This window comes from Rhodopirellula baltica SH 1 (assembly GCF_000196115.1).
Taxonomy (GTDB): Bacteria; Planctomycetota; Planctomycetia; order Pirellulales; family Pirellulaceae; genus Rhodopirellula; species Rhodopirellula baltica.
The window spans coordinates 4,062,980-4,083,753 of sequence record NC_005027.1 but is presented as its reverse complement, the minus strand read 5'-3'; the positions used below and the strand labels follow the sequence as shown (position 1 = coordinate 4,083,753).

17 protein-coding genes are annotated in these 20,774 nt (G+C 55.3%); 11 read left to right on the top strand and 6 right to left on the bottom strand.

What is annotated here, in order from left to right:
* Positions 1 to 41 precede the first annotated feature (41 nt).
* Complete coding sequence (locus RB_RS15505; protein WP_164922081.1) at positions 42 to 479, bottom strand: Rieske (2Fe-2S) protein; 438 nt, start codon at positions 477 to 479, stop codon at positions 42 to 44.
* A gap of 242 nt (positions 480 to 721) precedes the next feature.
* Between RB_RS15505 and RB_RS15500 the strand changes: the two genes are divergently transcribed.
* The 7 genes from RB_RS15500 to RB_RS15470 all read left to right on the top strand — a co-directional run bounded on the left by RB_RS15500 (position 722) and on the right by RB_RS15470 (position 10,305).
* Positions 722 to 3,550 carry a M16 family metallopeptidase gene (locus tag RB_RS15500; RefSeq protein ID WP_007325625.1) on the top strand — a complete coding sequence of 943 codons (2,829 nt, stop codon included), beginning with the start codon at positions 722 to 724 and terminating at the stop codon, positions 3,548 to 3,550.
* Between the two features lie 222 nt (positions 3,551 to 3,772).
* Positions 3,773 to 4,939, top strand: coding sequence for a glycine cleavage system aminomethyltransferase GcvT (gene gcvT, locus RB_RS15495; protein ID WP_011121468.1), 1,167 nt, complete (start codon positions 3,773 to 3,775; stop codon positions 4,937 to 4,939).
* Positions 4,940 to 5,042: 103 nt separating this feature from the next.
* On the top strand, positions 5,043 to 5,441 hold the full coding sequence (gene gcvH, locus RB_RS15490; RefSeq protein ID WP_011121467.1) for a glycine cleavage system protein GcvH: 399 nt from the start codon (positions 5,043 to 5,045) through the stop codon (positions 5,439 to 5,441).
* Positions 5,442 to 5,445: 4 nt separating this feature from the next.
* A complete protein-coding gene (gene gcvPA, locus RB_RS15485) occupies positions 5,446 to 6,849 on the top strand; it encodes an aminomethyl-transferring glycine dehydrogenase subunit GcvPA (protein ID WP_007331407.1) in 1,404 nt (467 codons plus the stop codon).
* 33 nt (positions 6,850 to 6,882) lie between these two features.
* Positions 6,883 to 8,385: an aminomethyl-transferring glycine dehydrogenase subunit GcvPB gene (gene gcvPB, locus RB_RS15480; RefSeq protein WP_011121465.1), complete on the top strand. Its 1,503-nt coding sequence runs from the start codon at positions 6,883 to 6,885 to the stop codon at positions 8,383 to 8,385.
* Positions 8,382 to 9,224 carry a lipoate--protein ligase family protein gene (locus RB_RS15475; RefSeq protein ID WP_011121464.1) on the top strand — a complete coding sequence of 281 codons (843 nt, stop codon included), beginning with the start codon at positions 8,382 to 8,384 and terminating at the stop codon, positions 9,222 to 9,224. The genes gcvPB and RB_RS15475 overlap by 4 nt, the downstream gene beginning before the upstream one ends.
* A gap of 127 nt (positions 9,225 to 9,351) precedes the next feature.
* A complete protein-coding gene (locus tag RB_RS15470; RefSeq protein WP_231845682.1) occupies positions 9,352 to 10,305 on the top strand; it encodes a hypothetical protein in 954 nt (317 codons plus the stop codon).
* Between the two features lie 33 nt (positions 10,306 to 10,338).
* Here RB_RS15470 and thiD read toward each other — a convergent pair whose 3' ends face one another.
* The 3 genes from thiD to RB_RS15455 form a co-directional block, all read right to left on the bottom strand.
* Positions 10,339 to 11,127, bottom strand: a complete 789-nt coding sequence (gene thiD / locus RB_RS15465) for a bifunctional hydroxymethylpyrimidine kinase/phosphomethylpyrimidine kinase (RefSeq protein ID WP_164922080.1) — start codon at positions 11,125 to 11,127, stop codon at positions 10,339 to 10,341.
* 7 nt (positions 11,128 to 11,134) lie between these two features.
* Positions 11,135 to 12,592 (bottom strand): sigma-54-dependent transcriptional regulator, encoded by a 1,458-nt coding sequence (locus tag RB_RS15460; protein WP_011121461.1) that lies wholly within the window; start codon positions 12,590 to 12,592, stop codon positions 11,135 to 11,137.
* A gap of 126 nt (positions 12,593 to 12,718) precedes the next feature.
* Positions 12,719 to 13,288: a carbon storage regulator gene (locus RB_RS15455; RefSeq protein ID WP_011121460.1), complete on the bottom strand. Its 570-nt coding sequence runs from the start codon at positions 13,286 to 13,288 to the stop codon at positions 12,719 to 12,721.
* Positions 13,289 to 13,573: 285 nt separating this feature from the next.
* Between RB_RS15455 and RB_RS15450 the strand changes: the two genes are divergently transcribed.
* The 3 genes from RB_RS15450 (at position 13,574) to RB_RS15440 (ending at position 17,002) form a co-directional block, all read left to right on the top strand.
* Entirely contained in the window at positions 13,574 to 14,485 is a 912-nt protein-coding gene (locus RB_RS15450; protein WP_164922079.1) for a hypothetical protein, read from the top strand.
* A gap of 107 nt (positions 14,486 to 14,592) precedes the next feature.
* Entirely contained in the window at positions 14,593 to 15,456 is an 864-nt protein-coding gene (locus RB_RS15445; RefSeq protein WP_231845681.1) for a lysophospholipid acyltransferase family protein, read from the top strand.
* 256 nt (positions 15,457 to 15,712) lie between these two features.
* Complete coding sequence (locus RB_RS15440) at positions 15,713 to 17,002, top strand: 6-phosphofructokinase (protein ID WP_037198907.1); 1,290 nt, start codon at positions 15,713 to 15,715, stop codon at positions 17,000 to 17,002.
* Between the two features lie 43 nt (positions 17,003 to 17,045).
* Here RB_RS15440 and RB_RS15435 read toward each other — a convergent pair whose 3' ends face one another.
* Positions 17,046 to 17,948 (bottom strand): Fpg/Nei family DNA glycosylase, encoded by a 903-nt coding sequence (locus tag RB_RS15435; protein ID WP_011121456.1) that lies wholly within the window; start codon positions 17,946 to 17,948, stop codon positions 17,046 to 17,048.
* 168 nt (positions 17,949 to 18,116) lie between these two features.
* Between RB_RS15435 and RB_RS15430 the strand changes: the two genes are divergently transcribed.
* Positions 18,117 to 19,403 (top strand): acyltransferase family protein, encoded by a 1,287-nt coding sequence (locus RB_RS15430; RefSeq protein ID WP_011121452.1) that lies wholly within the window; start codon positions 18,117 to 18,119, stop codon positions 19,401 to 19,403.
* 39 nt (positions 19,404 to 19,442) lie between these two features.
* Here RB_RS15430 and RB_RS15425 read toward each other — a convergent pair whose 3' ends face one another.
* Positions 19,443 to 20,630 (bottom strand): aminotransferase class V-fold PLP-dependent enzyme, encoded by a 1,188-nt coding sequence (locus tag RB_RS15425; RefSeq protein ID WP_011121451.1) that lies wholly within the window; start codon positions 20,628 to 20,630, stop codon positions 19,443 to 19,445.
* Positions 20,631 to 20,774: the final 144 nt, after the last annotated feature.

The following is a 20,774-nucleotide window of genomic DNA, read 5'->3' as shown; positions in this document are numbered from 1 at the left end:
TTGCCTGAGTGCCGCGAACCGCGAATTTGGGCGGGTAAAGTTCAGGGCAGTTGGACTTCGATCGCCGTGCCGTTTTGTCGGATTGGGAAGACCGCTTGAAGGGGTTGGCGGCTGGTTGTTTGCGTTCCAGTTTCCAGTTCATATTGCCATCCGTGCCAAGGGCATGTCACGCATCCATCGGCCACATGGCCTTCGGCGAGCGGTCCGCCCTGGTGAGTGCAGATTCCGTCCATGGCATACCATTGGCCTGCATGAAAAATCACGGCGAGAATTCGATCGCCAACCAAGGCTTCGCGTACATACGATTCAGTGTCGGGATTGGCAGCCAAGCGTTCGGCGAGTCCTGGGTCAGTTTCGCTCAAATCGAACGCGACGTGCCACGGCAGGTCTTCTCGCGGTTCGCGGCTGTGGTTTTGCTCAGCGAGTTCGTTGGGATACAAATTTCGCGTTGGTTTTGGATCGGAATCTGAATCGCTCATGGGGTCTGCCCGAAAAAAGCCTTTGGCAATGAGCGGGAAAGAAGGAGTCGGTATCCCTTGATAGAACGGCCCGTCGGGGCCTCTCGCAAATGGTACCGATCGCTCATCCTTTGATCGCTCCTGGAAACACACAGTGTGAAGTTTGCTGCCGATCGCGGCGACCCCGGGGGGACACACTTGTCGACTCGTCGTTACAATTCGGGCGTCCCTCAGCTCACACATCACTCCAACGAGACGATCGGATGAATTTCGCAATGCTTTCACAACTGGATGTGGCGGCGGTTCGATGCCGCTGCGGACGCAGAACGTCCGCTTTCCTGCTGAGCAGTCTGGTCGCTGCTCTCTGTTTGATTCCAACCCTCTGTTCCGCCGACGACGCGGCAAAAAAGGATTCGTCCGTGCCATTGAAACTCCGCGAAGTCGAGGGGATCAGCGAGTATGTGCTGCCCAACGACGTGAAGGTTTTGCTCTTTCCCGATGAGAGCAAAGAGGTTGTGACGGTCAACATGACCGTGTTCGTTGGCTCGCGTCATGAAGGTTACGGTGAAGCCGGGATGGCGCACCTTCTCGAGCACATGTTGTTCAAGGGCACTCCCACGCACCCGGAGGTCCCCAAAGTGTTGCAGGATCGGGGAGCGCGGTTCAACGGCACAACTTGGATGGATCGGACGAACTATTACGAAACACTTCCGGCCAGCGAAGAGAATCTCGAGTTCGCATTGAACTTGGAAGCCGATCGGTTGCTCAACAGCAACATCAAGGGCGAAGATCTCGAAAGCGAAATGACCGTTGTTCGCAACGAATTCGAACGCGGCGAGAACTCACCGATGCGAGTCTTGATGCAGCGGATCGAATCAGCCGCATTTGATTGGCACAACTACGGCAAATCGACGATCGGCAACCGCAGCGACATTGAACGGGTGCCGGTTGTCAAACTGCGCCAGTTTTATCGGAAGTATTATCGTCCCGATAACGTGATGGTCATCATCGCCGGCAACTTCGACGTCGATCACGCACTCAAAGCCGTCAATGATGCGTTTGGCAGCCTGCCGGTTCCTAGCACTCCAATCGATGAAACTTACACCGTCGAGCCTCCCAAGGACGGAGAGCGGACGGTTGTGTTGCGTCGGGTCGGCGACGTGCAAGTCGTCGGTGCCGCCTACCACATTCCTGCGGGCAGTCACCCTGATTACGCCGCGGTCAAAGCTCTCACAAACGTGTTGGGCGATGAGCCGAGTGGTCGTCTCTACAAAGAAATGGTCGAAACGGAAATCGCCAGCAACGTTTTCGCGATGGCGTTCGGTTTTCGTGAACCAGGGTTGTTGATGACGATGGCAGAAGTGCCCAAGGAGCAATCCATTGAGCAGGCCCGTGCCAAGCTGATCGACTTGATGGAAAACGATTGGGCGAAGAACCCGATCACCGAACAAGAGGTGGAACGAGCCAAGCAACAGATGCTGAAGGCTCGTGAATTGGAATCAGCCAACACGGACAAAATTGCCGTGTCGCTCAGCGACTGGGCCGCACAAGGCGATTGGCGTCTGTATTTCTTGTACCGCGACGCGGTCGAAGCTTTGACCGTCGAGCAAGTTCGGGACGTTGCCGACCGCTATCTGAAACGAAACAACCGAACCGTTGGTTTGTTCATGCCATCGGAGGAATCGGATCGCGTTAGCATTCCCGAGTCCCCGGATTTGGCAGCGTTGCTGAAAGATTACAAAGGCCGGGCAGCTGCCGCCGCCGGGGAGCGTTTCGATCCCAATCCGGAAGCGATTGAAGAACGCGTTCAACGTGGCAGCCTCGCCGGGGGGATCGAATACGCCGTGCTGCCCAAAAAGACTCGCGGTGATTCAGTCTCGGTGTTGATGACGCTCCGTTTCGGAACGGCTGAATCACTCAAAGACAAACTCGGCGCGGTCGAGTTGTTGGGAATGATGATGGCTCGCGGGACCGAAGATCTTGACTACCAACAACTGCAGGACGAATGGACTCGGTTGCGTGCCGAAGTCCAGATCTACACCTTGAAAGGCGTGTTGCAGGTTCAGGTTCAAACCAAAGAAGAGTTCTTGCCCGAAGTCATTGACTTGATTGGAAAGATTTTCCGCTCGCCTCGCTTTGAGCCATCGGAGCTCGAAGTCATGCGTCGCCAAGTCATTACCGGATTGGAAAAGAACAAGACTGAACCGAATTCTCTCGCACCTCGCAAAGTGCAGCAGATGCTCTCGCCGTACGACAAGGATGACATCCGATACGTCATGACGATCGAAGAAGAAATCGCCATGTACGAAGAGACGACCATCGAACAGATCCGCCAGCTGCACGCGGAGTACTTGGGCAACCAAGCCGGTGAGTTGGCGATCGTTGGTAACTTTGATGTTGAGCCAACGCTTGAGAAGTTCCGGTCGATCGTGGAAGGTTGGGAAGCGAAGCAGCCGTTCGAACGAATTGTGACGCCGGCTCAGCCTGACATTCCCGGCGCAGTCGTGACGATCGAGACGCCTGACAAATCCAACGCGTTGTTGTACAGCGGCCAACAATACAAGTTAGCGGATTCGGATCCCGAGTACGCGTCGTTGGTGCTGGGCAACTTCATTTTGGGTGGCGGATCACTGAGCAGCCGATTGGCCAACCGCGTTCGTCAGCAAGAAGGTTTGTCCTACGGTGTTCGCAGCGGTTTAACCGCGGCGAACTTTGCCGAGGATGAGAAGGTCAGCTTCACGCTGTACGCGATCACGAACCCGGCCAACAAAGACAAACTGCTTCGCGTGATTCGCGAAGAGGTTGTTCGGGTGCTCGAAGACGGCGTCACCGAGGAAGAGTTGGAGCAGGCCAAGGGCGCGTATTTGCAAGCCGAACGGATTGGCCGAACGGGTGATTCGAGGCTAGCTAGCATGCTGGTCAAATCGGTCTTCAACGATCGAACGATGGCCTTTGTGGCGGAGCATGAAGAGCAGATTCAGGCGGCGACGGTTGATTCGGTCAACGCGGCGCTGAAAAAATACGTGGATCTCGATGGCTTGGTGATGGCCATCGCGGGTGACTTTGCGGCGGTCGAGCAGCCAGCAGAGTGATCTGATCGCAGTTCGGCTGCGGTCGATTCATAAAAATGCAGCGAAGCCGGATCGGGCGGGTGCCAGGTCCGGCTTTTGTTGTTTACACTCGGCACCAACATTGATCTTTTTCATCCGAGTGTTTCGTCCTTGTCCAGGGTTCCCGTTGGCTGGTGTTGTGCCGGTTGGTAGGGGATCCCAGCCGATGAGGTTCGTTTTTGCCTGCGTTGTCGAGCGTTTTTTATGACAACTTCATCCACCAACGATCCTGTGGGAAATCCATCTTCCCCGGCGGACTTTCTGCAAACACCGTTGGACGCTTGGCATCGCCAGGCCGGGGCCAAAATGGTTCCCTTCGCCGGTTACGAGATGCCGATCCAGTACGAAGGCATCGTCGCGGAACACCAGGCATGTCGCACCAAGGCCGCTTTGTTTGACGTTTCGCACATGGGCCGATTGCGGTTCGATGGCGATCACGCGGCCGAATTTCTCGACCACGTTTTGACGCGTCGTGTGACCGACATGGTGCCTGGCCAAGTCCGCTATGGAATGGTCTGCAACGCGGAAGGCGGCGTCTTGGATGACGTGCTGGTTTCGTTTTTGCAAACGCCTTCGGAACGACGCTTTCACCTGTTGGTGGTCAACGCATCCAACCGTGAAAAGATTCTGAAATGGTTTGAGCCTCACTTGGCCGATTTTCCGACCGTCACCATGTCGGATCGCACCGAATTGACGGCGATGATTGCGATCCAAGGACCGATGGCGATTGAAGTTTGCAAGAAGCTTTTCTCGATCGATCCATCGCGGTTGAAAAACTACAACGCGTTTATCACCGACCAATTCAAGAAACCCGTCATCGTTAGCCGCACGGGATACACCGGCGAAGATGGGCTGGAATTGATCGTTCGAGCCGAAGAAGCTCACCGGGTTTGGGAGAACGTTTTGCTCGCTGGTCGCGAAGCGGGGTTTGTTCCTGCCGGTTTGGGTGCTCGCGACACACTGCGAATGGAAGCCGGGATGCCACTTTACGGGCATGAACTGGATGAAACGATTGATCCAATCACCGCCGGATTGAAGTTTGGCTGCAACTTGAAAGACCGTCACTTCATCGGTGAAGATGCGTTGCGAGCGGTTGCGGAGCAAGGCCCGACGCGATGCCGAATCGGATTGCTTCCGACAGGAAAACGTCCCGCGCGAGAAGGCTGCGACGTTCTGAACGCGGATGGAGCAAAGATTGGGCAGGTCACCAGTGGCGGTCCGTCACCCACGTTGGGTGTTCCCATCGCGATGGCGACGATCGATGCCAAGCATGCGAAAGATCCGAGTTTTCAAATTGATATTCGTGGCAAGACAACGGATGCTTTGCCAACGAAACTGCCGTTCTACAAACGGCCACCCGCCGCGTCTTGATCGTAGGCACGCTATTCCGCGATTGCGATTCGCGATTGTTGTTCAATAAGTTTTGATTCATCCATTTCCTTTTAAATTTTCATTGATTCGTTAGGAGCCTCCGATGGCACGAGACCCTTCGACCCTGCGTTATGCCGAGACCCATGAGTGGGTGGACGTTCAAGAAGAAGGCGGCGACAAGTTCGCAACGATCGGTATCTCTGCCTTTGCCGTCGAACAGCTCAACGACTTGGTCTATATGGACCTTCCCGAAGTTGGACGCACACTGGAAGTTGGCGAAGAATTCGGTGAAGTCGAATCCGTGAAAGCGGTTAGTCCGTTGTACAGCCCGGTTGCTGGCGAAGTCGTCGCAGTTCACACCGATCTGCCAGACAACTTGGACAACTTGAACGACGATGCGTTCGATTTTGGATGGATTCTGAAAGTGAAATTGTCAGCGGATCTGCCTGAGACGTTGATGGACTTTGCCGCTTATCAAAAACAGTGTTCCGAAGCAGGTTGATCGAATGAGTTATCTCTTTCACACCGACGAAGATCGCCGAGAGATGTTGAAATCGATCGGTGCCAACAGCATCGATGAGATCATCAACGATCAGGTGCCAGAAGCGGTTCGCATGAAACGGCCGTTGGATTTGCCGCCCGCCTGCAATGAGTTGGCATTGACCGCCGAGATGACTCGGTTGGCCGCCCGCAACGCATCGGCTGACTCGCATGTTTGTTTCTTGGGAGGCGGTGCCTACGACCACTTCATTCCCGCGGCAGTCGATGAAATTGCTTCGCGGGGTGAGTACTACACGTCATACACGCCTTATCAGGCCGAAGTCAGCCAAGGCAATTTGCAGGTGATGTTCGAGTACGAAACTTTGGTCACACAGTTGACCGGGTTGGGCGTGAGCAACGCCAGTTTGTACGACGGCGGATCCGCTGCGACCGAAGCTGTTTTGATGGCTTTGTCGATGCAACGCGGACGCAACAAGGTCATCACGACCGATGTGGTTCATCCGCAGTACCGTGACATCTTGGTCGCGTATCTCAAGAACATTGACGCCGAGTTGGTGGTAGTTCCATCGGATGAAAATGGGCATTCCAAACCCATGATCGATGCGATCGATGACAAGACCGCATGCGTGCTGATCCAGCATCCAAACTTCGTTGGTCAGCTCGAATCGGTTTCTGAGATCGCTGCCGCGGCCAAAGAAGCTGGTGCACTGACGATTCAGGTGTTCGACCCGGTTAGCCTCGGGCGTCTCAAGCGTCCCGGTGACATGGGCGTCGACATCGCCATCGCCGAAGGTCAAAGTTTGGGCAACCCGCTGGCATACGGTGGGCCTTACCTGGGCATCATGGCTTGCCGTGACGAGTTGGTGCGACGATTGCCTGGCCGGATCGCGGGGCAAACCACCGACCGCCGTGGAAAGCGTTGTTGGGTATTGACGTTGCAAACGCGTGAGCAGCACATTCGCCGCGAAAAAGCGACCAGCAACATTTGCAGTAATCAAACCCTGTTGGCTTTGCGAGCGACCGTACACCTGTCGTTGCTTGGGCCCGAGGGTTTGAAAGAGACGGCCGATCACTGCATCGCCAAAACGGCTTACGCCAAAGAAGTGATCGCAAAATCGGATCGCTTTGAAATCGTCGGTGAAGGACCTTCGCTCAAAGAATTCGTCGTGCGAGACCTCGGCGCGGATGTGGATGGCTTGCTCGCTCACGCTCGTGACAATGGCTTGCTCGCCGGGATCGACATGACGCCGATGTGTGTTGGTGGGGCGGAGGCAACCGACGCGTCGATCGCACTTCCATCGCGATACGAGCAGTGTTTCCTCGTCGCGGTGACTGAAAAACGTTCGCGTGTGGAGATTGATCGTTGGGCTAAAGTGCTCTGCGAAGCTCCCGCGATGGCCACGGTTTGATTCAACGAAGTTCACTCTTTTATTCACGCAATCATGCGAAACCAACAATCGACTCAGCTTCTGTTTGAACTCAGCCGCGCTGGACGACGTGCTCACCGACTCGGTGATTTGGACGTGCCCTCGGTGAACGTCGACGAACTTTTCGCGGACGAGGCTCTCGCGGAAACACCGCCACCACTTCCCGAGTTGGCCGAAGGCGATGTGGTACGACACTTCGTCGGTTTGTCGACGCTGAACATGAGCGTCGACACGCACTTCTACCCACTGGGTTCGTGCACGATGAAGTACAACCCAAAACGCAATGAACGCATCGCGTCGTTGCCAGGGTTCTTGAACGTGCACCCGTTGCAGCATGAGTCGGGGCTGCAAGGTCTGCTCGAGTTGTTGTACGAATTACAGGGGATGTTTGCGGAAATCAGTGGGCTGCCAGGTGTCTCGATGCAGCCTGCCGCTGGGGCGCACGGTGAATTGGCGGCGTTGTTGGTTGCGGCGGCTTACTTCCGCGAACAGGGCAGCGATCGGAACGTCGTTCTGACCGCTGACTCGGCTCACGGAACGAACCCTGCCAGTGCTCAGATGGCCGGTTTCAAAACCAAAACGGTCAAAAGCAATGCGAACGGTTTGGTGGATCTGGAAGATCTGAAAGCGAAGCTGGATGACAAGACCGCAGTGTTCATGTTGACCAACCCAAACACATTGGGATTGTTTGACCGTCAGATCGAAGAGATTAACAAACTGGTTCACGATGCCGGAGCGTTGATCTACTTGGACGGTGCGAACATGAACGCGATCTTGGGCATCACTCGTCCGGGTGACTTCGGTGCAGACTTGATGCACTACAACCCGCACAAAACATTCTCGGGACCACACGGCGGTGGTGGCCCGGGTGCTGGCCCAATCTGTGTTCGCGATTTCTTGGCAAAGTATTTGCCCGGTCCAATTGTGACCCGGGTCGAGAACGAGAATGCGAGCGGAGACGACGATCGTTACACCTACCATCTGACGTCGCCTTCGGATGATTCCATCGGACGTGTCCGTAGCTTTTTTGGCAACACCGGCGTTTTGGTTCGAGCTTACATTTATCTGCGGACTTACGGCGGCGACGGTCTGCGTCATGTCAGCGAAGACGCAGTGCTCGGGGCGAATTACTTGCTCAGCAAGGTCAAGCATTTCCTTGATGTGCCCCACGGCGATCGTTGCATGCACGAGTTTGTTGCATCGGCGACTCGTTTGAAAAAAGAGAAGAAGCTTTCCGCGATGGACATCGCCAAGCGGATTTTGGATTATGGATTCCATGCACCGACGGTGTACTTCCCTTTGGTCGTTGATGAAGCCGTGATGGTGGAGCCGACCGAGACGGAAAGCAAGCAAACGTTGGATGCTTTCGTGGAAGCTCTTTTCCGAATCACGGAAGAAGGCGAAGAACTGATTCACGATGCACCGCATTCAACGCGAATCAGTCGACCCGACGACGTGACCGCGGCTCGACGTCCGATTTTGAAATGGACGGATGCGGCGGGTGAATCCGCGACGTGAGTGAGGTTTCAGCCGTCCGTGGCCGTTTGATCGAATTGGCAAACCATGACGCTGCGGCGAACATGGCGATCGATGAAGCATTGCTCAACAGTGTTGCCGCGGGTGCCCCTCCAACGCTGCGATTCTACGGCTGGAAACGACCGACGCTTTCGCTTGGTTACTTTCAACCGTTGGATGAAGCGATCGCGTGGGCAGACCGAACGGGTGTCGCTTTAGGAAATACCGGCGATGTGGATCTGGTTCGCCGTTCCACTGGAGGCGGCGCCATTTTGCATCACGCTGAGCTGACGCTGTCGCTGACGTTGCCGATGAATGTTTCGGACACGGGGGCTCGCGAGGCAACTTACCGTAACGTTCACCAAGCGATTGCGAGCGAACTCAAGATGATGGGCGTCGATGCGAAACCGTTTCGAACGCTTGGCACGGCGGCAGTCACGCGAGTGCCGAGTGATGCAGTACCGTGTGATGCATCTGAGCGATCAAATGTCGGCAAGCCTGACGAGCCTTTCCTCTGTTTTCAACGCCGCACCGACGAAGACTTGATCGTGAGCGGATACAAGGTGCTGGGCAGTGCACAGCGCAGAACCAAAGGTGCGTTGTTGCAGCACGGTAGCTTGTTGTGGAGTGTCTCACCTCACGCGGATGTTTTGCCGGGAATGCAGCAGCTGGCCGGACGACGGTTAGGCATGGATCAACTCGTTCTCGGATTGCAACGACGACTCAAAACGCTGTTTGAGATTGATTGGCAAATAGGTGCACTCGAGCCCAACGAGATGGAAGCCGCGAAACAAATTGCTACGCAGCGATACGGCAATTCTGACTGGACGTCGAAGCGATAGCCGTCGCCACTTGCGTTAGTGGAGACGCGAAAATGGTGCGGTGGGTCAGTGCCGCCCCACGGAGATGGTGGAGACCGCTACACTGCAGGAATTCCACACCCAACATGCTCCTCGCCGAAGGCATCCCATGGCGATCCAATTCAATTGTTCTTCCTGTAACGCGGTTCTACGTGTTGGCGACGAATCGACTGGTAAATCAGCTCGCTGTCCCACGTGCCAAAGTGTGCAACCCATTCCGGGCGGGACGCCTCCTGCCGCACCCGCTGCTGCCGAAGATCCGTTTGGTGCGTTCAAGTCGGAGTTCAACGAACCTTCGCCTGCCGCGGCATCCAATCCCTATGCGTCGCCGGTGACTTCTCATACGTCCGCTCACGTATCGACAGGTGGTTACCAGCCGACGGCCGCTGATTTTGGAGAGATCTTCTCGCATGCTTGGCAGGCATTCAAACCGAACATTGGCATTTTGGTCGGGGCCACTGTGATCGTGTTCGGTATTTCGTTCGGTTTCAGTATCGTGACGTCGATTTTTGAACAGGTGGCGCAGGACAATGAGAGTGCAGCCTTTATTGTGTTGACGCTATTGCTGAATCTCGGGAGCAGTTTGGTCAACATGTTCATCGGGATTGGGATGGCTCGAATTTGCATCGGCGTCACTCGTTTTCAGCCGGTCAACATTGGCATGCTGTTCAACGGTGGTGACGTGTTTCTTGGCGTTCTCGGCGGAACCATCTTGTTTGGCATTGGAGCGGTCTTCGGCTTCTTGTTGCTGATCATTCCCGGGTTGATCTTCCTGCTTTTGATGTGGCCTTACTACTACTTCATCGTCGATCGTCAGTGTGGTGTGTTTGAAGCATTCTCTCGAGCGTTTGAAGTTGGCAAAGCGAACTGGGCAACCTCATTTGTGCTCGGTGTCGCCTCGATGCTCATTTCGTTGGGCGGACTGTTGGCTCTCTTCATTGGGCTGTTGTTCACCGGACCATTCATTGGTGTGCTGTTCGCGACCGCGTACGTCATGATGAAAGGCGAACGTCCAGGACAGCCCGGGATTCCTCAACCGGGAATGCCACAGTCTGCTTTCTGAGGCTGATGGATGCGGGCTTCTTCCACGTTTGAATCAGATGCGTTGGTCGAGAAGCCCGAGTGGTGAGATTCCCTGGCCGAGTTTTGGTGCGTTGCGAATCGCATCATGCACGAAGTTGCGAGCGGTTCGCACCGCTTCGATCAGATCTTGGCCTTTGGCGAGGCCAGCCGTGATGGCAGCGGACAACACGCAACCGCTGCCGTGGGTTCGATTGGATTCAATTCGTGGCGACCGAAGCAATTGAGCTCCATCTGCGTCAGCTAAGCAGTCAACTGACCGCTCACCCACGCAGGCCTTGATCAGAACCGCACGCGGTCCCATCGCAAGCAGCTTATCGGCGACGCTTGCGAGATCATCCTCGTTGCGAATGGATTGGCCGACCAAACGTTCGGCTTCAAATGCGTTGGGCGTGACCAGGTCTGCCAACGGGAACACGCGATTGATCAACACGTCGATTGCGTTTTCGTCAATGATTGGGTGGCCGTGTTTGCTGATCATGACCGGATCCACGACCAAAGGGCATGCCAAAGAGTGCAAACAATCAGCCACGGTCTCAATCAATTCCGCGTTGCCGAGAGCACCGGTCTTGATCGCAGCCAATGGCAGGTCACTGGAGACGCTGGTCCATTGGGCACGAACGAATTCGGCCGGAACCATTTGAATGCCCTGAACACCCATTGTGTTTTGTGCCGTCAGCAGCGTCATCACGCTACAACCATACACGCCGAACGAGTGAAAGGTTTTCAGGTCCGCTTGCATCCCGGCCCCGCCCGACGGATCCGAGCCAGCGATCGTGAGAGCAACTGGGGCGGCAGCAGGCATGGGGATGTCAATGGTTGGCGTATTGAAGTCGCGGGTCATCGAGACCCAAACGTTTCATTTTCTTGTAGAGCGTTGTGCGATTGATTTCAAGCTCGTCGGCGGTGGCGGCTCGGTTCCAATTGTGCCGGCGGAGCGAATGCAGAATGATTTCGCGTTCCGGACCTTCGAGAGCTTCCCGCAGGCTGCAACCATCCAAGACCGCGGGATTGAATGACGATGCACCGCTGGATGCGGTCACTCCCGGCGAATGTCCGACACTGCCGATGGAAGCGTGTTGGTTAGCGGATGTGCCGAGTACGTCCGGCGGCAAATCATCTTTGGTGAGCACACGATCGGTGGCGAGCAAGACGGCGCGTTCGACCACGTTTTCGAGTTGTCGAACGTTGCCGGGCCATGCGTATGACTGCAGGCATTTCATCGCTTCGCGATCAAAGCCGTCGATGTCTCGACCGGCGGTTTCAGCGGCCTCACGAAGGAAGTGATCGACGAGCAATGGAATGTCACCGGTTCGCTCGCGAAGCGATGGCAAAACGATGTTCACGACGTTGATTCGGTAATACAAATCTTGGCGAAACGAACCATCCGCGACGGCTTGATCCAGGTTTTCGTTGGTCGCCAAGATCACGCGTGTGTCGACACTTCGCGTTTCCATTCCACCGAGCGGTTCAAATTGCAGTTCCTGCAAAACGCGAAGCAATTTGACTTGCATGGCGGGAGTCGCCGTCGCGATTTCGTCCAGGAACAAAGTTCCGCCGTCAGCCAGCTCGAATTTGCCGCGACGATCGGTGTTGGCACCGGTATAGGCACCGGCAACGTGACCGAACAGTTCACTTTCGAGCAATGTGTCCGGAAGAGCACCGCAGGCGACTTCGATAAACGGACCACTGCGGCGAGCACATCGGTTGTGGATTGCACGCGCGATCATGCTTTTGCCGGTACCGTTTTCTCCGGTGATCAAGATGGAGGCTTTGGCATCAGCAACACTGTCGATGACATCGAAGATTTTCATCATTCGGTAGTCATGACTGAGAATGTTCTCGAGACCACTGCGTTGATCAAGTTGTCGCCGCAGAGTTTCGTTTTCGGCTTCGATCTTGCGTTGGTTCATCGCCCGATCGATGGCGAGCAGCAATTCGTCGTCGATGACTGGTTTGGTCAGCAGGTCCACCGCCCCGGCGCGGACGGCTTCCACAGCGGTATTTGGCGTGGCGTACCCGGTCATCACCAAGACCGGTGTGTCGGAATGGTGTTTCTTAACGTCCGATACCAGCGTCATTCCATCTTCACCACCCAAACGCAAATCGGTGATCACCAATTCGAACGCATGTTGCTTGAGCTGTTGGCGTGCGTCCTCGAGCGTGCCGGCGAGATGGGTTTCGAATCCTTCTTCGGCGAGCCACTCACCTAGCGAGGTTGCCAAGTGATGGTCGTCGTCGACAAGTAGGATCGAAGCAGCGGGCATCATGGTGCGATTCCGAAGCAGGGTGTTTCGTAAGGACTACTCCTTTTCCTAGGTCATGTTTGATGATGAGGCAAAAAAGAACACGTGTTGCTTTCGGGCTGCATGCGGGGCAATCGGCCCGGTTCGAGTTCAGGGAGCGGTGAAGTAATTGGCCAAAGGACTGCGTTTCAGCGATCCTGCGCCAGTTCGACGACTGACTTTTCCGCTGTACACACGTAGTTCGGGGCTGGCATCATTTTGTGAAACCGTATCGGTTGCATCAATCGCAGCGGTCATGCGGTTGGATGTGTTTCCCGTTGGCAACATGTGGCCGACTCGGTTCGGTGATGCATTGCCCGCGGCGGATGCGATCGGAGTCGTTCGTTCGACGGCCGAAGGTTGAGGGCGTTTGGCAATCGAGGCAGGCGATTGGGTTGGTTTCTTCGCGGTGGTGGGCCGGTAACTGGTTTCAATTTCTTCGGTGGTTTTCAAAAGCGTTTGCGTGGCTTCGTCGTCCAGTTCCAGGTCAACGACAAGTTGAGCGTCGTCCGATTCGGTGGCTTCGGCTTCTTTCGGTTCCAATTCACCTCGCAGAACGCGGACGTCGCGGGGAGCGGAGATACCAATCCGAACTTGATTGTTGCGAACCTTGATGACGGTGATCTTGATGTTGTCGCCGATAACGATTTGTTCGTCGATTTTTCGAGTGAGAACCAACATGGCAGTTTCCTTTGCCCCAGAAGAGAGTCGTTTAAGAGAAGTGGGCCGTTGTGACCCGCGGTTGTGATGGGGGACTAATGCAACGGCAGTGCCAAACGCTTGTGGAAACTAAAGTGTTCTGTTGTAAGTTGTTTTCTGGAAACGTTTTGCGTGTTTGGTTTGCGTTGGGTGCCTCCACGGCGTGTAAAATCGGCTAGTAGCTGTTACAAGTCGATGTCAAGAATTACAAACCGGTCTGGACGCCCCCCGCAGCGGTCGACTATTCCTTCTCTAGGCACGAATTCGATGCCCAAATTGAATTGGATGGGTCCCGCGATGCTTTCTCTTTCCGCCCGTAATGCTCAACTGCCGATGCTCGATCGGGCAAGGTTGCCGCGTGCGCTGAATCTGGCAATTTCGGTCAACTGCTTCCCGGTGCTGCTGATCGCGTTCTCATTGATGCTCAGCTGTGTTTCAACTACCGCTCAAGAGTTTCGGCTGGCGAACCGTCTGGGTGACAAGACTGCCAAAGCGAAAACGCCCGACTTCACGCTAACGACCAAAATCTATTTCGCGGGCGAGCGTAAGCCGAACACGGTTCACAAAAACATCTTTGCTGAAGGCGTGATTTACAGCGTGTCGGAATCGGATCCTCGGTTTCTGACCGTGTTTGATTTGAACCAGTCCATGATCGTGTTGCTGGATCAGCAAACCAAAACACGATGCTCGGTATCCATGGATGAGTTGACTCGATTGACCGCTCGCGCGGACGCGTCGGTCACTGACCCAATGCGTCGGGAGCGACTCGGGATGAATGCACGCGTGAGAATGATCGGCCCTCAGCAATATGAAATGACTTACCCGGGCGTGCGTTACGAAGTAGAAGGCGTTGCTCCTCCGTCACCCGCGATGGCGATCGCCAATGCGCAGTTGGTCGATTGGGCATGTCGTCTCAACATTGCCCGACCTCGAGGGTTGCCACCGTTTGGACGCATGCGACTGAACGACGAGCTTTGGAAGCAATCTTTGATTGGCGTGAAAACAAAGTTGTCGATTGACCGGAACGGGGCTGACGGTGAACCGGTCATGAAGGCAAATCTGAACATTGAATCGGACTGGTCCGAAGGCCTTGATGATGATGCCGAGCGTCAAATCGATCAGGTTCGAGGCTACCGAGTCGTTTACAAACAAGTGAACTGGAGCGAGTTCGCTGACTGAGTTGCTAGCGTCGTGATCGCTGGCAACGTTCGCCACTGAAGAAAGTATCTTCGGCGGTGGCGTTCCCATTGGTTGTTTCGCGTCTTGTTGTTTTTCCTTCAACCTCGATGAAAGTCCCAACCCTCGTGAACCCGGTGATCGGAGCAGGCATCGCTGTGACGTTCAAGTTGTTTCGACTCACGTTTCGCATACGTGTTCGAAACGACCAACGTGAACGCTTGGTGCAGCGGACGGGCAAGCAGTACGCTTTGGCGATTCTGCATGCTCATCAATTGGCCGCATTGTCATTGTCAGCACCTCGCGTGGGGGCAATGGTTTCTCGGTCGCGAGACGGTGATCTTCTGATGCCACTGCTGCGTGGCAACGGTTGTGTGCCGATTCGCGGCAGCAGCGGCGTGGGCGAAAAGGGTGGTGCCACAGCACTGACCAAAATGATTCGCCACGTGAAGGATGGCAATCCAAGTGTGATCGCGGTCGATGGTCCCCGAGGACCTCGCGGCGTGGCGCAAAAAGGCATCGCTATGGTTGCGATGAAAGCTGATGTCCCAATCATCCCCGTGGTTCTGATTCCCCGGCGACGTTGGATCATGTCAAAAGCTTGGGACCGGATGCAGATCCTGCTTCCATTCACGATGGTGGATGCGTTGTTTGGTGACCCGATCTATCCGACTCCTGGTGAGTCGATTGACGATTTGCGAGCGAAGGTGGCGGAATCTTTGCGAATCATGGAACACCGCATGGATCCGGAAGAAGCGGCCATTTGTGACCGGCAGTGCCGCAAAAAGTCGGGGAAGCGGCGAGACAAGCATGAGTCGCCTTCGTCTGACGCGAACTTGCAACCAGCTGAAAACGTGCGACCAGACAAAATTGGCAAATCAGCCGGGGGGCACGACTCGCTGGTTTCCGGCGTGGAACCAATCGGTATCGCCAACGCAGCCGATTCGGTTTTGCTTGATCGAGAAGCTGCTTAGCGAACGATTCTCTTCTCGGGAATCCGAACTCGTTTTCCCTGGAGTCGTCTTCTACAGATTTTCACGCTGGAATCGGGACGAGCACCTCCGTGAAGGTGGCATTTGTCCACTGTGTTGAGTTGAGCGGCTCTCGTTGCCTCAAATCACCTCGCGGATTGGCAGGCGTCTTGGCGAAACGAGGTGGATGCTTAGAATCTGGGCTCTCAATCGCAACGCGATTGTCTTCGGAAATTCCTCTTCACCAGGCAGTGTCATCGTGGCTGAGCTCGCTCATCACAATTTGGATATCAAACGCGTCGCGATTTTGTTCGCCGGCGGACCCGCTCCAGCCGCCAATGCGGTCATCAGTACCGCCGCGTTTTCGTTCCTGGAAGAGGGTGCTCAGGTCTTTGGCATCAAACACGGTTACAGCCGTTTGGCGGAATACACCGCCGCCGGTCCGTTGCAAGAAGGCACCGACTACATCCGGTTCACGCACGATTCGCTGACCCACGCTCGCAGTAGCCGTGGAATCATGATCGGAACGGCTCGCACCAACCCCGGCAAACACGTTAGCAGCCCCGAACACTTGAAAGACCCCGAGTTGGTTGCGCCGCTCCGTCGCGTCTACGAAGGATTGTGTTCACTGGAAGTCGACGCGTTGATCTCGATTGGCGGCGATGACACGTTGAAGACCGCGAACAAACTCAAGATGTTCCAGGACAACCTGCCCGGCGACGCTCGTCGTTTCCCGGTGGTTCATTTGCCGAAAACAATCGACAACGATTACTCAGGCATTGATTTCACGTTCGGATTCTTCACCGCGGTTGAAACATTGGCCGAAGAAATTCGCAACCTCAACTACGATGCCGCCGCTGGACGAGCTTACTTCCTGTGCGAAGCCATGGGACGCAGTGCCGGTTGGTTGGCCTACGGTGCGGCCATTGCCGGTGAAGCCAGCATGGTGCTCAGCGTGGAAGACATCACCGGTGCACTGGCAGACGAAGAAGTCGTCAATCAAGAGACCGGTGAGACCCGCAAAATCATGGCGATGGATCGGGTGATCGATCGGATGGTCGACATGATGTTGGCACGCGAACGCGAAGGACGCCAATACGGCACCATCGTGATTGCAGAAGGGATGGCCGAGTATCTGCCAGCGAAGTATCTCGAAGGCGTCACACGCGATGATCACGGGCACATCAACATTTCGTTGGTGAACCTTTCCGCCGTCATGTCGCGTTTGCTGGCTGCTCGTTACAACGAACGAACCGGCCGGACTCGTAAGGTGAATGGATTGCAGATGGGCTATGAGTCTCGTTGTGCACCACCGCACGCTTACGACGTCATGTTGGGATCTCAACTCGGCGTCGGTGCTTACCGAGCGTTGGTCGAAGAGAAACTGAACGGCGTCATGGTTTCAGTCTCGGGACAGTTTGATCTGCACTTCGTGCCATTCGAAGAATTGGTTGACCCGCAAACGTTGGTCACCAAAGTTCGCTTTATCGAGCAGAATTCGGACTTCCACCGTTTGGCTCGGTTCTTGGAAACCTGCGTCGATAACTGATGTTCAACTGACGGGTCAATTGTCCAGCTGGCAATGTGTTTGATCACGTTGCGGTTGGAGGCGAGATGCTGGGGTGCCGACCGCTTTTGCGTTGGCATCCCGGACAAAAGAACGTCGCCCGTTGAGCTTGCACGATCCGCCGGACCACCCCGTCCTCGCAACGAGGACACGCCAAATGTTCGCGATCATAGACGCGATGCATGTTCTGGTAATTGCCGGGATCATTCAGTGCGTTGCGATACGTCCCATCGCTCAGCGTACTGCCTTCGTGGTTGATGGCGTCTTGCAGCACCAACGTGATGGCGGGATGAATGCGTTCCCATTGTGGTTTGGTCAGTCGGTCGCAACGTGTGCGTGGGTCGACGCCCGCTAAAAACAGAATCTCGGCTGCGTACAGGTTGCCAATCCCGGCAACAGCAGATTGGTCCAACAACGCCACTTTGATAGGGCGTTTTGAGGCGGCCAAGTTTGCTCGCAGTTGTTCCGCGGTGATGCACATTGCATCGGGACCCAAACGCGAATCGACTTTTTCGAGGTAGTCTCGTTCGGTCATCCAGCGGATCGTCCCCAGGCCGCGGCGATCCCAGACCAGCATTTCGGTTGGTATTTCGCGGGATCGCATCGTTGACCGATTGTGTGGTGAGCGAAACTGAATGCGTAATCGCAAGTGGTCAGGATCGGGTGGGTCAGCCAACAGCACCAACCCGGTCATCCGGGGTTCGATGACGAGTCGCGATTGATCGTCGAAGCAAAGCATCACGCGTTTGCCACGCCGCTGTATGGATGTGACACGGCGGCCTCGAAGACGACGGTTGAGGATCGCGACCGATGGTTCCATCGTGATCGGTCGACAATGACACGGTGGAAGGTCGACTCGCTCAATCTCGCATCCGACGATTGGAGAGATCCCGCGGCACATCGTTTCGACTTCCGGCAACTCCGGCATATGGATTCCTTTGGATGGTCAGCGATTGGTTTGTTTTTTGTACCGTTGCCGGTTCGTATGAGTTCGGTGACGATGAGGGGGAAGTTTGAGTTTCACGCCAAGTTGCACGGACATGTTTCGAGCTGACTCGTCTGGCGTTCACGAACGAGGATCCGGTATTGAAAGGACATGTGTGCGACTCATCTTCGTCTGAATCGAGCGGATTCCGCCGAATCGGCTCCCCAGAATACCAACCTGCTCGGCCTGGATGCCGTGCGGGCGTGGGCCGCCGTTGGCGTTGTTGTGCTGCACGCATGCGTGCCCTATTCCAATCCGGATGTTCCCGGTTTGACCTGGGCGACAACCGATACGCCTCACTCTGCCCTGACATCGCTGATGTGGGCCATTGAGATTGTCATCATGCCAATCTTTTTGGTGATGGCTGGGATCTTAGCCGTTCGAAGCATGACTTCGCGAGGACCGCTGGCAACTCTCAAGTCTCGGACTCGCCGGTTGGGTTGGCCTTTGTTTCTGTCGGTCGTGTTTCTCATTCCCGTTGATCTTTACGCCTGGCTCTTAGGCTGGTTGGCCGACGGTGTGATCACGCCTCGTCAGATGCGAACGTTGAAGTTCGCCGAGGGACAAGATGAGCATCTTTGGGGTTTGTCGCATCTTTGGTTCCTACAGTACCTGATCCTTTACATCGCAGTTCTTGCGGGGGCCTGGAAGTGGTTGCAGCGGATTGAACCAAAGACTGTGTTTCGCATCGGATTGCCGCTGACTGTTTCAGTTGCCGCCGTCGTGCTGTGCTTTCACCCCGAAGTCGTTTGGGGGTTTCAACATGCATTTTTGCCAGTTCCTGCTAAGTGGTTGTACAGCGGGTGCGCTTTCGCAATGGGAGTGTTGATCGCACGTGCGGATGCGGATCTGAGTTGGCTGAGACAGGTTGCCGGGCGTGCGTTTTGTCCCAGTGCTTTGCTGTGCATTGCGGCGACGGTGCTCGGTATATGGGTGCTCAACCAAAGGCCATCAGATGACGTTCAATACGCGTCGGCGTTTCCCGTTGTAGTCAGTCGGGTCACCTGGGTGTCGCTGGCTTTGTTGACCGTCGCAGGCGCCACCGGCGTTTCGTTGTCGCTGATTGGAATCGCATGTCGTCGGGTCAACAAAATCGGTCCCGTTACTCAGCGTTTGGCAACGGCGTCCTTTGCGATTTATCTGCTACATCATCCGGTATTGGTGCTGTTTCATGTCGCTGCAAAGCACGGCATGCCTTCGGCGTCTCCGCTATTAAAGATGTCGCTCGGGACGATCATCGCGGTTCTCGTCCCGGTGGGAATGCATTTCGTATTTCGAGGCATGATGGCACGGCGAGCTTCGACAGTCGTGTCGCAAGGCGACCAAGATGCACCATCGATTTTGACGATGCCAACAACATCAGAAGAATCGGCGTCCGAACGACGATTGGCTGGATAGCCTCACGTTGGTGACACTCGCGAATTGATTCGAGAAGTCTCACGAAAGTTTGGTGACTGCGTCGGCCAACCGTTCGTATTGATCCAGCGAGTTGTAGGTTTGTGCCGAGATTCGCAAACAGACGTTGGTTGCATCGAACCGAAACACGGGAAGCTCGAACCGATATTCGGTTCGCAAAGCGGTTCGGACAGCTTGTATCTGTACTGAGGTGTGATTCGTCCACGCTGGAACGGGAATGGTGGCGAGGCTGCCCAACATCGATTCTGGTGCGGGTTCGGCGAGTTTGAGTTCGTTGAGGATCACACGCCGACCTTCGACAGCCAGTTCATGGTTGTGTCGCAACAGTCCCGCCAATCGATTGGGACCATCGGCCGGGTGCAAGCCTGCCAGGAAATCAATCGCGGTTGGCAATGCTAACAGGGGAGAAGGATCAAAGGTTCCCGGCCAGTTGAATTGGCTTTGGAACTTGCTTGGGCCATAGCCTTCCATGTTCGCACCGTGGCTGATGATTGATGGAAGGACTTCGTCTTGAGATTCTTCATCGACGTAAAGAAATCCGGATACCTTGGGTCCGCACCACCATTTGTGATGATTCGCGGTGTAGTAGTCAGGCTTCAGTTCGTTGAGATTCAATGGCAGCATGCCGGGTGCGTGAGCACCATCGACCATCACGCGAATGTTGTTGGAATGGGCCAGTTCAATCAACTGAGCAACCGGCAAGACAATTCCTGTGGGACTGGTCACATGGTCAATCAGCATCCATGTGGTCTTCGGCGAAATCCTACGCTCGATCGCCCGCACGACTTCGTCGGGGCTTTGAATTGGAAAGGGAATGTTGGCGGTCGTTACCGCTGCACCAGCAATATTCGCGGCTTGGGAAACCGCATTGATGCAGGCGTTGTAACCATGGTTGGTGACGAGTATTTCGTCGCCGGCTCGCAGCGGTAGCGACCGCACCACCGCGTTGACACCTTCGGTGGCATTGCGAACAAAAACAACATCTCGCGACGACGCATTGATTTCTTTGGCAACCGTTTCGCGAACGAAGTCGAGTTTGGGTAGTAGCGATCTTTCAGGTGCGAGGAACTCGATCGGATCCTCTTCCAGAAGGTTTTGCCAATGGCGTTGGTTTTCGATCACACATCGAGGTGTGGCGCCGAAGGATCCGTGGTTGAGGAAATCGAGGTCGCTTCGAATCAACCATGGTTCGCGTTGTGTGTCGTTCAACGGAAGACCTGTGGGTAGAAGATTGGCGTTTGGGTGAGATGTCTGGATGCTTCGCCGTCAGATGGCGTTGCCTCGCCAGCCGTCTTTCCGCAGAGGGTATGATGAGCCGTCCAGCGAAGCCGGCAATGAGCCTCGTCCACCTAA